We start from the raw sequence: 15125 nt of genomic DNA, 5'->3' as shown, positions 1-15125 counted from the left end.
ATTATAGAGTTTTTTCTAATTTCTCTTTTAATTTCTTGCAGGCATTGTAAATGTGAACGTTAACAGTGTTTATTGAAATTCCCATATCTGCTGCTACTTCTTTCCTTTTTTTACCTTCGATGAAAACCTGTGTAAAGATTTTGGACGATTGCATTGACAATGTACTGATGGCTGCTGCTATACTTTGTTGTAACTCTTGTCTTTCTATATTGCTTTCTATCTTCGTGTAATCTTCCTGGAAGAACGACCAGGCTGCCGCCTTATGTTCTTCAGCATTTTTATTTCTGATATAACGGTAACATTTATAACGAATAGATTGGAACAGGTAGGACATTACCGTTGTTTCTATATTCTTCAATGATCTTTTTTCCCAGATCTCAATCAGTAATTCCTGAACAAGGTCTTTTGCTTCCTGCTGATCTTGTAAAAGGCGATATGCTTCGGCCCAGAGAGCTTTTGCATACAGCTTAAATATGTTTTCGTACGTAACTTCATCATCTGCAGGCTGGCACTCCTGCCGCAGATTGTTCGTATTCGCATGACGCATTCTTATACCCTCTTTACGATTTACGGATTAAATGCTTGTATTCTACTCTGAAAGCCAATTCTAATACAATTTTGCTAAGACGGGGCAAAACTACTAAAGACATTATAGTTTTAACAAATTAACTTAAATAATAAGTTGTTAATGAAATGTAAATGAGTTGAGAGCTCCATAACGCTATATGCTGCTAATGTATTAAAAATGTTTATCTTATCGTCATTTTTTCTAAATAAAAAAGTAAAAAAATATTTATCAGGCAGTAAGGAGTACTGAGTATTTGTACGATAAAAATGCAGTAGTACGGTTCATCATCTTATCCTGATATCCTTGGGAGTACAGGCATAATGCTTCCTGAATTCCCTGGTAAAACTAGATACATTGGCATATCCTACTTCAAAGGCTATATCAGAAATCTCCTGATCTGAATGTTGTAACATATTTAATGCCTTTCCCATTCGCTGTTCCTGCAGATATACCTGTACGGAAGAATTAAGATACTTTTTAAAATCCTGTTTTAATTTTGATTCGCTGATATAATAAATACCTGCAAGTACAGAAAGTGAAATTGATTTATGCAGGTTTTCATTGATATACGTTTGTATCCTGGTGATTCGTTCATGGTGGGGATTATTCATAACGATGTTTTTATGAGATAAGGGTAAAGTAGTGATAGCCGAGGAGATTAATTCTTTAATTCGTGTATGCTGTTTCAGTTGTTGGATACCATCTGTGATATACGTACTTCTCAACTGGTTGATCAGTGTATGTACTTTGTTTTTTACATTGCCCGATTCAGGTACGCTGGTGGTACAATAATCTCCTTTTTTAGTGAGTATCTCCCGGACAAGGAAAGTATCCGGCAACAGTTCCTGTAACAGGGCAGGAGAGATCTCAAACCGCATAAATTCATTAATGCCTGGTTGTAAGTACAACTGCTGCTGCCCGGCGTTTAACTTTAACAGGTGATATTCTCCTTTTGATAGTGTGATTTTTTCTGAAGATGGCAGACTGCAGATGATCTCCCCACTAAGGGTTACCTGTAACATTATAACAGCTCTTTTACGGTTTTGACGTATCACTGTTTCCTCCTCTGCAATATTAATTATGCTGGACACGCGGCAGCCTGGTATGGTAGTAACCTGTTCTATACGCGAAAATGTAGGTGTGGTTTTGAAAAGAGGTTTTGAAAAAGGGTATACGTAGCGTTGATATTGCGCTGGTATCGCCGGAAATATCTTTACCTTCTGTGGTAATAGTACAGCGGGCATAATTATGTTTTAACAGTGACTTGTGGTTGATGTAATGGTTAACTACGTGGTATTTGAGAAGACACAAAACAAACTTTTGTTTGGTCCTGCAACGAATATACCATTTATTACTGCAAATATCTTGCAGTTAACGTCTTATATATACACTTGCAAAATGATTTTCATATCTTGCCTGCCGGTCCGCACTTTTGGACTCAACCATGGAACAGAAAAAGAATCATTCCAGACGGGCATTTATCAGAAATACGGTGGGTGCAGTAGCAGCCTTTACCATCGTACCGCGGCATGTTCTGGGCCGGGGTTATCTTGCTCCCAGTGATCAGTTGACTAAAGCCGTTATAGGGACAGGGGAGATGGGCCGAAATCACTTTGCATATGGCGGAACCCGGGTAGTGGCTATTTGTGATGTGGATCGTGGACATCTGCTGCAGGCAAAAGAACTGTTGGAAAAAGGAGTTAAAACCTTTGATGATTACAGGGAAGTGATCCAACTCCCGGAAGTGGATATTGTTCATATCGCCACTCCTCCTCACTGGCATGGAATCATTTCTGTAGACGCTGCTGCGGCAGGAAAAGATATATGGTGTGAAAAACCTATGACACGCACTATCGGGGAAGGGAAACGGGTAATAGAGGCTGTACAGCAGTATGGCCGTATCTTCCGGCTAAATACCTGGTTCCGGTTTGAAGATAATTTTTACGGATTGAATACACCGGTAAAACCAGTTAAAAAACTGGTGAACAGTGGTTTGTTAGGGTGGCCGCTGAAAGTAACTGTAAGCCAACATACGGGATTCGACTGGAAATTTAACTGGGTCGGAAAAACCAATCTGCCTGTTATGCCGATACCGGAAGACCTGAACTATGACCGCTGGCTGGGACCTGCGCCTTATAAACCCTATCATCCACATCGTGTACACCAAACCTTCCGGGGCTACTGGGATTATGATGGCGGGGGATTGGGAGACATGGGACAGCATTATCTGGATCCCGTACAATATCTTCTTGGTAAAGATCACACCAGTCCCGTATCTGTAGAAATAGACGCTCCTCAGCAACATCCGGATGCCGTGGGCACCTGGAGGCGTATTACTTATACTTATGATGACGGTTGCCAGATAGTACTGGATGGAGAAGGAAAAGATGAAGGGGCTGCTTATATTGAAGGTCCGCTAGGTAAATTATATCCCGGTTTCAGGTCAGATATTCCGGATCTGGCAAAGAAACTAACAGCTTATCCTGAGCCTCCGGTGCAGATTACTGACTTTAATGAGGCTGTACGTCTCCGCAAACAGTTTGCCCTCAACGAAGAAAATGGTCACCGCTCCTGCACACTGGTCAACATGGCAAAGATTGCATTACAGCTGGGTCGGTCGCTGGAATTCGATCCTGTAAAACAGACATTCATATATGATGATGGGGCCAATCAATTGATAGACCCTCCCATGCGGGCTCCATGGAACTTATATTAAACAGTATGAAAAAGATACTTCTGATATTGCTGATTTGCAGCGGTTGGTTTGCACAGGCACAAACACTGCCCGCTAAAATGCCGGGAAAGTTTCCTGCGACAGACAGCAGCAGGCTTGCAGCAGAGATGAAAAAGTTAACTGCTGCTGGAGAAGCCGGGCTGATAGCCCGGACGCTGATGCTAAAACCGGCAAAAACAGGAGATAATACAGCATTGCAATATGCATTAGGCGGTTATGCTTATTATGTAACCCAGGCAGCAAAGGAAGATACACGTAAAATTGCCTCCAGGGCCTTTTGCAAAGCACTTGTGCGAATGCCCGACGTGGAAAACAAAGCATTCATTATTTCATTGCTGGAAATTTGCGGGGATAATAAGGCTGTGCCGGTATTGAAACAATATCTTACAAACAAACGCCTGTGCGATCCTGCAACAAGGGCACTTCTTCAGATCAAAAGTCCCGATGCAAAAGTGGCTATACTGGCCGCACTGAAAAAAGCTACCGGTAACAGCAGGATAACGCTGATAGCAGCACTGGGACAGCTTCGCTATCTGGGTGCACTCGACGATCTCACAACCTATACAGCATCAGAAGATCCACTGACCAGAAAAACAGCATTGCTGGCATTGGCAAACGTGGGGAATGGGAATAGTGAACCTCTTTTGGCAGCTGCTGCTGCAAAAAGCCAATACAAATCCGATTCCACTTATGCTACTGCTGCTTACCTGTTATATACCTGGCGGCTGGCAGAAAACTGGCCCATTGGCCCGGCTGTGAAGGCAGCAGAAAAACTGCTGAAGAACAGCCATGAAACAGCTTTCCGTGCTGCCGCATTAAAAGTGCTCACCGAAACCCGTAGCAATGATGCCACAATGATCCTGATGCGTGCTGTAGATGATACACAGCCTGCTTATCGTGCTGCCGCTTTTAAACTTGCTGAAAGAATGATGACGTCCGGCAAAGCGGAGTTATGGATGATCAAAGCTGAACGTTCGGAAGCTCCTGTAAAAGCTGGTGTGATCACGATGCTGGGAAACAGTAAACAGACCGTGGCCAGCAAATTTATCATGAAAGCCCTGTCTGATAAAAATCCGGAAGTGAAGCTGGCTGCAATACAGGCCGTGGGTGTTTTTGGTAGCAGCGGAATGGTACCTGCTTTGCTGAACTCTATGAAAACGGCCGATACGCTTTCAGTTATTGCCATAAGGGACGTATTACTGGCTATCCGGGGGCAGGATGTATTGGCTAGTGTATCAGCCTCCATGGCCTTTCAGCCTCCCTTTGCACAAGCTGCACTGAGAGAGGTTCTTGCCATCAGGAGACCTGCTCAATAATCATGGCACTTATTTTGTTATTTATAGATTCTTTAATACATGTTGCTGTAAGCACATATCTATATTCCATCACCGTCAATTAGATCTTATTATGAAATCATTCCTGTTCTTGCCCTTGTTGGTACTGGGTGTCCTTTTTTCAAGTTGTAGAAAAGAGGAAATTATTCAACAGGTAGTAGTTCCCAACCGTACTATCACTACTACTGTAAATCCCAGTGACTGGAAGCTGGATACCGACAAGAATACTTATTATGTAACGATCAGTATGCCTGAAATTGATGGGCGGGTATATAATACCAATGGGGTACTGGTGTACATTTCTTTTGATGGTATTGTTTATGAAGCTATTCCAGATGTGTTATTTGGTAGTACGTTTGAAGTAACACACTCTATCGGATCAATTTCTATTGATAGCCAGAATGCAGACGGCTCTCTCCCTGCAAATCATCCTACAGCAGCAATTACCGTTAAGATTGTGCTTGTAGACTCAGATCCTGTATAGATTTTTACAGCAGTAATAGCAAGGTGAAAAGTGGCGCCTCCAAAAGGATTCACTTTTCACCTTTTTTTATTTAATTTAGCCACCCATCCATTATTCACCCTTCGTATTTTGATTTTGACATTTCAACATATATTTTTGTCTCATCAGTGAACAAGGCAACAGGTCGCCTTTAAATTAAATGTACATATGGTTCGGAGAATACTGAATGTTTCTTTTTTTTTGTTATTACCTTTTTTAAAGTTAGCAGCACAAAGCCAGTATGAGCTTAACAGTGGATGGGAGTGCCGCAATATTTCCAGTGTGACAGTAAAAGGGGAAGCACTTTCTGCTCCTTCTTATAAGCTGATGGGCTGGTTACCGGCTACAGTACCCGGTACAGTGCTGACAACATTATTGAATAACCACCTGGTGCCGGATCCGTTTTATGGTATGAACAATTTGCGCATACCTGATATTTATAATACAGGACGTGAGCATTATACTTACTGGTTCGTAAAAGACTTTACAGAAGCACAACCGGCGGCAGATGGCCAGGTATGGCTGCATTTCAGAGGTGTAAATGATGGATGTGATGTTTATCTGAACGGACATCGACTGAATGCAACAACACACTTCGGTACGTACCTGCGCTTTTCTTATAATATTACGCCCTGGCTGGCAAAAGATGGCCATAACCGACTGGCAGTGATTGTTTATCCACCTGCTATTCCGGGTAATCCTAATGGCGGACAGGGTGGCGATGGTACCATCGCCAAAAATGTAGGCCCACAGTATACTGCAGGATGGGATTGGATCCAACCTATGCGTGACCGTAATACCGGTATATGGGATAAAGTGACCATTGAAAAAACCGGTGCTGTACGCATCAAAAATCCACATATCATTACCAAAGTACCAGGTGTAAGACTGCCCGATGCTGTGCAGGCTCCTGCTACTGTATTGGTATCTGCCGAACTGGAGAATGCTACTGCAAAAAGTATAGCCGGTGCCGTAAGTTATAAACTGGCAGGTAATACCATTATCCGCAAGGTAACTCTGGCTCCGCATGCTGTTACAGAGGTACAACTGCCAGATCTGGAACTGAAACAGCCGGCATTATGGTGGCCTGCGGGGTATGGTCCGCAGAACCTGTATCATATCCAGCTGCAGTTCCTGAATAATACAAAAGTAGAAGATACAGAAGATGTTGATTTTGGTGTTCGTGAAATTCAGACTTACTGGAACGCACATACTAATAGCCGCGAAGTAGCTGTAAACGGACAAAAGATCTTTATCAAAGGTGGGAACTGGATTACTTCCGATGCAATGTTCCGTTTCAGCAAAGAACGTTATGATGCAGAGATCCGCTTTCACCGCGATATGAATCTGAACCTGATTCGTATATGGGGAGGTAGCTTAACAGAAAGACCGGAATTCTATGAGGCATGTGATAAATATGGTTTACTGGTATTCCAGGATTTCTGGATGTCCGGCGATTGTAACGGTCGTTGGGTAGATCCTATGAAGAAGGAAGACCAGTGGACAAGACGCCAGTACCCTGATGATCATCGCCTGTTTATCACTTCCGTGGAAGATCAGGTGAAAATGTTACGTAATTATGCTTCACTGGCTTTCTGGTGTGGTGGTAACGAAATCACGCCACCGGCAGATATCCTGTCTGTTATGAAGGATTCCATTTTGCCAAAACTGGATGGTACCCGTTTCTTCTTCCATTATTCAAATACGGACAGTATGTCTTACAACTCTCTGGGTGGTAATGGCGATGGTCCTTATAATATACAGCCACTATCTGTTTTCTGGAATGAACGCACTTTCCCATTCAATTCTGAAGTGGGTTCCGTAGGTGTGGGAGATTATGAATCACTGGAACGTTTTATTCCTGCGCAGAATATGGTTGCACCGGTAAATACGCCAAATGGTGTTGATTCTGTATGGGACTATCATAAATACATCCCTTATTTCAATCACCTGGAACCATATGGTAAACCGAAAGATGTAAAGGACTTTGCCAATAAGGCGCAGCTGGTGAACTATGATCAGTACCGTGGCCTGATGGAAGGCTTTAGCTCACATATGTGGGACTGGTACACTGGTGTGATAATCTGGAAAACACAGAACCCGTGGACAGCTTTACGTGGACAGATGTACGATTATTACCTGGATCCCAATGCCTGCTTATATGGTCTGCATAATGGAAGTGCACCATTACATGTTATGTGTAATCCTATTGATGGTACCATTCTAACCGTGAATAATACCTTTAAATATTATACGGATGTAATGCTGGAACTGAAGGTATATAATATGGAAGGTAAGGACAGCCTGATCACACAGGTGTTTACAGAAATCAGTCCGAAAACGGTACAGAAATACCTTTCTGTGAAAACGGCACTCGATAACCTGGGCAGCAAGGAAGGGGTATTCTTATCAGTACGCCTGAGAGATAAAAAACAGCAGGTGTTAGATGATAACCTTTATTGGTTCCCGGATGCAAAAGGCAATCATTCAGGTTTGCAGAAAATGTCAGCAGCGAAAGTGCAGATTACTGCACATAAAGCAGGTCCGGATAGTATTGCTGTTAAGATCATTAATCCCGCCAATGGACCGGTAGCATTCTTTAACCGTGTGTCCCTTGTAGATGCGCAAACCAGGAAACGTATCCTGCCAGTGTTCTATAATGACAACTATGTATCAGTATTACCCGGGGAAGAGAAGATTGTTACCATCAGTGGAGATGTGGTTGGCAAAAGTGGAAATGCAGCGATTTCGGTTTACGGATGGAACGTATCTGAGCAATATATCAGTATAAAATAATACAATCCTGATTTGTCAGGTTTGCGGCCATGAGAAAAATTAGAGCTTTTCTCATGGCCATTTTTGTAGTATTTATTCGAAAATTGAGTAGTTGGAGGAGGAATTTTTAGATTAATTATTTATTACCTCAGTACTGTAATAAATTGTAAAATAGCTGATTACAGGGATTTATCAAACGAAGGTTGTACTGTTATGAGTAATATATTTTATTGTAAAAAATCATAATAAATAAACTATTTGCTATATTTATAGTGTGTTTATTGCCTATACCTAAAATTATGTCAAGATTAAGATTGCCACACACGTTTAATTTTACGTGTTATCCTATCCCTATAAAGGGGGTTGGAGATACCTATGATTGTCATTTAATGAAGAACTTACTACCTGTTGCGGAAAAGGTACCTGAACAATTTCCGCGACCTGAAATGTACACATGATATAATGTGTGCAGGAAGGGTTTAACAAAAAAATTATGATTTTACGAATACTAGACGATGCAGCATAAATTTACACTCATAGCATTTCTTATTTTATTCACAGGTTTACTTTCCGGTTGTTCGGGAGGAGGTTCTTCTTGTAATGACGTGGTGGATCCTGTGATATCATCCAATGCCCCAATAGGGCAGAATGATACACTGAGACTAAGCGTTTACGGAGTAGAATCTGGGTATACCTATAGTTGGACCGGGTCCGACGGATTTACATCCCGTGAGGCGAATCCAATTATCATTCACCCTGCAAAAGGGAAGAACAAAACTTACATAGTGGAAATCTCTACTCCCGGTGGTTGTACTTATAAGGACTCCATCAACGGAATAGCGGTTGTTGGTCCCTGGGCTCCTTGTGGCCTGGATAGCAATACTGCCCAACTGGATGGAGTAACATATATGTCTCTCCGTACCGTAAAGGGATCAGTTACAACAAGCAGTACTTATAAGATTGAAGGTGTAAGTACAAATGCAGGCGTAATTGTCGAGTTTGCAGGCGTATCTCCACCAGTAGAAGGTGTATATACTATACAGGCATCTTCAGGTACATTGGCAACCGGTTATGCAAGAGCTACTATTACTACCACCACCACCGGAGCATGGACACCAAACTCAGGCAGTGTGTATGTATCTGTAGAAGGCTCCGCAGTAACTGTCAGTTTCTGTAATCTGGCCTTTACATCTACCAATGGAAGTTCAACAGGGCGGATCAATATGACCATGCCTTAATGATCTTTCAAAACGTATCATTATTATATCTGTAGCAAGATAATTCAGGGCATATTCCCGGGCATTCCTGGTAATATGCCCTGATTCTTTATATACTGCTGTGCGAATGCCTTCATTTAATGCCGGCTGATTTTCTGCCATTACCAGGATGCCAATATGTTTTAGTTGTACTACTTCATGCAGGCTGGTACCCGGGTTTGCTGTGATCACGGATACCCCCCCAACGGCCATAATTGTTGTTAGTTTTGATGGCATTACAAGATCTCCTGCATTTGCTTTCTGGATTACAAGATGCACATCCGCCATATTCAGGAAATGATTAAAACGCTCCAACGGCTGCAGCGGGAAAAAAATCACATTCTTCAGATCAAGCGCTGCCGCCATAGAACCTAGCTTCTTTTTGTAAGGTCCTGAACCGCAAATGAGAAACTTTATGTGCCCCTGTTCTTTCAGTCCGGCTGCTGTATGAAGGATCATTTCCAATCCCTGTTTTTCTCCTATCGCACCTGAATACAGGATCACCTTATCTGTAATATTAAAGCCATATTGCGTTTTCAGAGAAGCTTTGTTCTCCAGCGGATAAAACAATCTTACATCTACCCAGTTCGGGAACAGTTCAACATTTCCTCCTGTTTTTTGTTGTATTTTACTGATCATTCCCTCTGAAATGCTGCTGATGATATCAGCTTTTTGGAGGATATACTTCTCCAGTATGAATAACCATTTAATCAATGAAGGAGAACGGATCATTCCCAGGTCTCTGGCTGTTTCTATCTGCAGGTCCTGAATATGATAGAGGAACTTTGCACCACGGATCTTTTTATATAATACCCCCAGAAATCCCAGGTGGAAAGAGGGCACTACCGTCATTACCACATCAAATTTCTTAGCCGTTAGCAGCTGTAGCAGTTTGAAAAAAGTGGATAACAGAAAAGAAAGATCCATGATAATTCGTTTCTTACCTGATGGATTTGCCGGCGTGTATTGCGGACATCTGTAAACTGTGATCTTTCTCTTCCCATTATCACTATATTGTACTTCTTTTTTATACCAGTACCTGTTCTTAACATAGGGGGCCTGTACCTGCCATTGCGGATAATAGGGATAGGAGGTGATCACCGTACAATCATAGCCGTTATCTGCCAGCCATTTTATCATTTCACCACTGTATTTACCAGTACCGGTAGGCTCGGGTGCAAAATTCCCGCATATAAGTAATAAACGTCCGGACATACTTCTGTTATCAGTAAGCGTTTTTATCTCCTTTAATCATATTCATCATTGTCTGGAAAATGATCTGGCAATCCAGCCAGAAACTGTAATTTTCAATGTACCAGATATCCATGTCTACCCGTTTTTTCATCTGTCCGGAGTGCCTGGTTTCTCCACGACAGCCATTCACCTGTGCCCATCCGGTAATACCTGGTTTCACCATCTGCCGTAGCATATAATGGTCCACCGTTTCCCTGGATTCAATGTGTAACGGAGTTGCATGAGGCCGTGGCCCCACAAATGACATTTCTCCGCTTAACACATTGATGAATTGGGGTAATTCATCGAGATTTGTTTTACGGAGAAAACGACCTATCTGTGTTACGCGGCTGTCATTCCGCGTAGCCTGTAAGAATTGGTTATTACTATCCACTTCGCAGTTTTGAACAACCATAGAACGAAACTTATAACAGGTGATCTTTTTGTTTTTCAATCCCCATCTTTCCTGTTTAAAAAATATAGAACCTTTGGAGGATAATTTGATCAACAGGGCAATGAGCAGAAAGAGCCAGCTGAATGCCGTGAACATGAAAAGGGAAAAGCCAATGTCAAGCGCCCGCTTCAGTCGCTGGTTACCAGGATCGTCCAACGGGCAGAAGCGGATATTTACCAGCGGAAAATTACCGTACAGGTTCATGCTCGCAGTAGGGGTACAATACTGATGGCAATCAGCAATGATCCTTACGCGTTTGGCCGCTCTTTCACTGGCTGCAATGATCTTCTCCGTTTGTTCTTTCGATTTTCCGGGTAATGCTACTACTACATCATCTATTTCATTCGTCTCCAGGATCTTTGTAAGCTCTGATAGTTTACCCAGATACTGACCATTGATCTCGTTATTGCTCTGATCATCAACAAAACCAACACAGGTATAACCGTATCGGTTATTGTTATGTATCGTATAATAAAAATTCATCCCTGTTTCTCCTGTTCCAACGATCAGTACATTTTTAGGATTATGGTGATTGGTTTGTAAACGAAGCAACAGTTTCTTTACAATGTATTTTGAAATCAGAATGCCAGAGAACAGATAAGTACTATACAGCAGGATGAATGTGCGTGGATATGGATAGAGTTTAAAGAAATAAAAGAACAGGAAGGTGAACACACAAACATGCAGCAGTACTGTTTTGAGGATGGCTACAAACTCGTAGGAGAATGAACCTGTCTTGTCATAACTGTCGTATAAACGAACAGAACTTCCTGTAACTGTCCATGTAAGAGTACTGATTAATAACAAAAGAAAATTGAGCTGTGAAAAGAGGATATCTCCTTTTGCTGCAATGTATTGCCTTGTTAAAAGGAATGCAATAGTCAACACAACATAATCCAGGATTTTCCTTAAAATGGAATGTGTATTAATGCGCTGTTTCATGAGGATGTAGCTTTACAAAGTATATCAATAATAATTCTGATAGTAGTTGGTAAGGCTGGAAAGAAATATATATGCAGATCTAAGTGTGAATCAGTTATTTCGTTTCTTATATAATAAATCCATTTGTATAATCTGCAGATCATTTGCCTGTAAAAATCCCACTGGCGCTATGAATTCGAAGCCCAGTTCTTTAACGAAATTGTGCATCTCATCGAACAATGGTTCTCCATCATACATGGATACAAAAGATGTTTCAAAAAGCAGATAATCTATCTTACCAAGACTTTTAACGGCACCTTTCAGTACCTCTTTTTCAAATCCCTGTACATCAAGTTTTAATAATACTGGAGGCATAAAAGAGATATTTGTCAGGAAGTCATCCATCCGTTTCACTGGCACCTTAATCTTTTTAACAGTATTCGTTTGCGGAAGCATTTCCTGCTGCAGAAAAGATACTGGTAAAGCTGAACTGGCGTGTGAATAGTTATTGCAGTAAAATTCAAGAGAGCCACTCGTATTGCCTAATGCAAAATTATAAGTACTGATAGTAGTTGCTTTGCGGGTATTATGCTGTAATATGTGATATACTGCCGGTACAGGTTCAAAGGAATGAATATCAGCCTGTGGATAGAAATGCTTTGCTGACAAGGCAAATTGTCCCTGATTAGCACCTACATCCAGGATGGTATTTATTTCCGGAATATAATGTTTACAGTTATGCAATAACTGTGTAGAGGCAATGGAGATGCCTTTTTTTAATAAAGAAGTAAGTCCTCTGCCGGATTGCAGAAAAACTCTTGCGGCGTCCGCTATTTTGAAGATAAGGTTCATGATAGAAATTTATTGTTCCAGCAATCTTTATAAAAAAGAATTGTTTCATGTACGCTTTTCGCCCAGGTAAATAATTGCGCCTGTGCCAGTCCGGCAATAATTATTTGTTCCCTGTAATCCTGATTTTCCAGTTGTAAGATCTTTTCAGTAAAAGCATCAGCTGTAACCACATTTGTTAGTAATCCTGCCTGCCCTACCACTTCAGGTATGGATGTTAAATTGGTGGCCACTACCGGACAACCTGCTTTCATGGCTTCTCCGGGAGGAAACCCGAATCCTTCGTAGGCAGAAGGGTAGAGGAGACACCATGCATAATTATATAACAGGTTCAGGTCTTCCTTGCCCACTGTTTGCAGGATCTGATAACGTCCGGGGATCTTCTGTTCTATGTTAATTAATTCTTTGGGGCTCCATTGTTCTCCCCCTGTTACCACCAGTTTAAAATGCAGTGGTAACTGCTCCATCGTTTCAAGTGCGATAGCAAAATTCTTATAATGACTGCGTCCGCCAATGTATAAAATGTATGGCGTTGTCAGACCAGATTGAAGAGGAGTATTGATTTTATCCATAGGAAAGAAAGTATCTGCAATTCCATGATATACCACCCTTAGTTTAGCGGGATCTGTATCCGGATAAAAGTGCAGTAACTCTCTTTTTGTACTATCTGAAATACAGATGATCCCATCTGCATGTTTGATCCCATAGGCTTTCTGTTTTTTATTGGCAAATCCTCTCGGGAAACTGGTTACCAGTTTTCGTTCATGTGCAAAATCATGTACGGTAAGGATGTTTACGATATTCTTTTGTGTAGACACCCGCAAATATCCGCCGTGGAAAATAGACGCATGAGGCAGCGTATACCGCATGGGCAGATACCGTAAATATTGATGCGGGATCCAGCTTTCACGAATGCAGTTATAATTATCGTAATTAATGCTTTTCTCAAAAATATTATCGGATGTAAGCCCCGCATTCAGGAAGCTCACAGGCAATCCCTTATTGCATATACCCTGCAATAGTTCATACCAGTAAACGGATACTCCGCCTGCTTTCTGAATGGTGAATACTATGTTATCCAGGAATATCTGCATGTTCACTTTTTGTATTGTATACACTCAACAACGCTGTAGTGATAAGAAAGAGATCGATCTGACTGAAAAAGAAACAGATCCATATAAAGGCCAGATAGCTGCTCTGGAATTTCGAAATATCAGGTTTGGTTTGGGTAAGGATTAAAAAGAAACAGACGAGGGAGAAAAGGCCAAATTCTACCAGGATATAAAACCATCTCATGTTCAGGTTATGACCACCAACACCGTTCACCCGATTTTTATAATTCATTTGCCCGAAGAAATATTGTGCGGGAATAAATGTACTGTTACCAGCCCCGTATCCGGATAAGAGTAGGTAAGGCTGATCTCTGAGAAAATCCACCACAGGAAGTTCCATATCCCTTTGCAGTGGCATCCCTAAAATCACATTGTCCTTCTGCCATACCTCATTATCATAACGGTATACAGATCTTTTAAATACCAGCTGGTAAACGGCATTATGCTGGTTGTTAGCATAGAACCTGATGAAATAAACCTTTGATGCATTTACAATTAAAAACAACCCTATTATGATTCCTAACGTGCCCGCTATTTTTGTTCTGACAGTAGGGATACCTCCTACTACCCAAAAGGTTACTAAAAAAGCCAGTAAATTAATCCAGAAGGTCTGGGATGCTGTCAGTATCCCGATAAATATGGCAATTGAGGTCATCTTGTATTCTCTATCCTTCACAAATAACGGTATGCAAAGGGAAATGAACGCGCTGAATACTTTAGGTTCTGCAAAAAAAGCCTGTACTCTGAGAGTGAAAAATGAAGAATCCTGTCCCATCATGTATCTGCTTTGCAAACCAAGTATTTCTCCAAGCATCCTGCTTTTGAAAATGTATTGACTGCCAATCTGAATGAACGCAATGAGGAATGATATCCTGGCAATTTTCTTTATCGTACGGGAAAACAGTTCAAAGGACAATAGTTCTTTCTCCTGTACTATTTTTGATGCGATGGCAAATAACGGGAGGTATGTTTTTACATAAAAATAGAGTGGCCTCATGTAGAAGGCCGACATTTTTCCCTGCGGATAAGAGAATGGATCCTTGTAAAACTGGATGATCATAAATATTACTATACTGGACAGTGCCGGTAAGAGCAGTAGTAACAGGTATTTGCGCTGGATGTGTATTCTGCCGGTCATTAGCTGATGACCCTGATCAACCATGAAAAATATGCTAACAAAAAATGTAGCCGTAAAGGTTGGCCCGATCATTAACATCGTATATGCTTCCGTTGCAAAAGCATACATGATTGTTTCCAGTGCGGTGATCCTTTTCTTATAATGAAGGAATAAAAATACTGTTGCAAACAATAAAGGCATTGTTTCCTTAAAGAATTCTATGTATGGACTACTGCTTAAGAGTACACTGTATGAGTTATCCATATTGTG

The 15125-nt window shown here is 41.4% G+C and carries 12 protein-coding genes; 5 read left to right on the top strand and 7 right to left on the bottom strand.

Annotated features, from left to right (window positions below):
* Position 1 precedes the first annotated feature (1 nt).
* Positions 2–547, bottom strand: coding sequence for a sigma-70 family RNA polymerase sigma factor (locus BM176_RS00595; RefSeq protein ID WP_090098516.1), 546 nt, complete (start codon positions 545–547; stop codon positions 2–4).
* Between the two features lie 305 nt (positions 548–852).
* Positions 853–1812, bottom strand: a complete 960-nt coding sequence (locus tag BM176_RS00590) for a helix-turn-helix domain-containing protein (RefSeq protein ID WP_090098514.1) — start codon at positions 1810–1812, stop codon at positions 853–855.
* Between the two features lie 200 nt (positions 1813–2012).
* Between BM176_RS00590 and BM176_RS00585 the strand changes: the two genes are divergently transcribed.
* The 5 genes from BM176_RS00585 (at position 2013) to BM176_RS00565 (ending at position 9151) form a co-directional block, all read left to right on the top strand.
* Entirely contained in the window at positions 2013–3284 is a 1272-nt protein-coding gene (locus tag BM176_RS00585; RefSeq protein WP_090098512.1) for a Gfo/Idh/MocA family oxidoreductase, read from the top strand.
* 5 nt (positions 3285–3289) lie between these two features.
* Positions 3290–4618, top strand: a complete 1329-nt coding sequence (locus tag BM176_RS00580) for a HEAT repeat domain-containing protein (protein ID WP_177230258.1) — start codon at positions 3290–3292, stop codon at positions 4616–4618.
* Positions 4619–4709: 91 nt separating this feature from the next.
* Positions 4710–5120, top strand: coding sequence for a hypothetical protein (locus BM176_RS00575; protein ID WP_090098508.1), 411 nt, complete (start codon positions 4710–4712; stop codon positions 5118–5120).
* A 186-nt stretch (positions 5121–5306) separates the two neighbouring features.
* Positions 5307–7934, top strand: a complete 2628-nt coding sequence (locus BM176_RS00570) for a glycoside hydrolase family 2 protein (RefSeq protein ID WP_090098506.1) — start codon at positions 5307–5309, stop codon at positions 7932–7934.
* A gap of 494 nt (positions 7935–8428) precedes the next feature.
* A complete protein-coding gene (locus BM176_RS00565; RefSeq protein WP_090098504.1) occupies positions 8429–9151 on the top strand; it encodes a hypothetical protein in 723 nt (240 codons plus the stop codon).
* Here the strand turns inward: BM176_RS00565 and BM176_RS00560 are convergent.
* The 5 genes from BM176_RS00560 to BM176_RS00540 form a co-directional block, all read right to left on the bottom strand.
* Complete coding sequence (locus BM176_RS00560) at positions 9119–10384, bottom strand: WcaI family glycosyltransferase (protein WP_090098501.1); 1266 nt, start codon at positions 10382–10384, stop codon at positions 9119–9121. The two genes, BM176_RS00565 and BM176_RS00560, sit on opposite strands and share 33 nt — an antisense overlap.
* 10 nt (positions 10385–10394) lie before the next feature.
* Positions 10395–11798, bottom strand: a complete 1404-nt coding sequence (locus BM176_RS00555; protein ID WP_090098499.1) for an undecaprenyl-phosphate glucose phosphotransferase — start codon at positions 11796–11798, stop codon at positions 10395–10397.
* Positions 11799–11888: 90 nt separating this feature from the next.
* Positions 11889–12629 carry an FkbM family methyltransferase gene (locus tag BM176_RS00550; protein WP_090098497.1) on the bottom strand — a complete coding sequence of 247 codons (741 nt, stop codon included), beginning with the start codon at positions 12627–12629 and terminating at the stop codon, positions 11889–11891.
* Entirely contained in the window at positions 12626–13720 is a 1095-nt protein-coding gene (locus BM176_RS00545; RefSeq protein ID WP_090098495.1) for a glycosyltransferase family 4 protein, read from the bottom strand. The genes BM176_RS00550 and BM176_RS00545 overlap by 4 nt, the downstream gene beginning before the upstream one ends.
* Complete coding sequence (locus tag BM176_RS00540) at positions 13701–15119, bottom strand: hypothetical protein (RefSeq protein WP_090098493.1); 1419 nt, start codon at positions 15117–15119, stop codon at positions 13701–13703. The genes BM176_RS00545 and BM176_RS00540 overlap by 20 nt, the downstream gene beginning before the upstream one ends.
* Positions 15120–15125 lie beyond the last annotated feature (6 nt).

The organism is Chitinophaga sp. CF118, assembly GCF_900112615.1.
Lineage (GTDB): Bacteria > Bacteroidota > Bacteroidia > Chitinophagales > Chitinophagaceae > Chitinophaga.
Note: the sequence above shows the minus strand (reverse complement) of the source record. Positions and strands in the feature narration are given on the sequence as shown.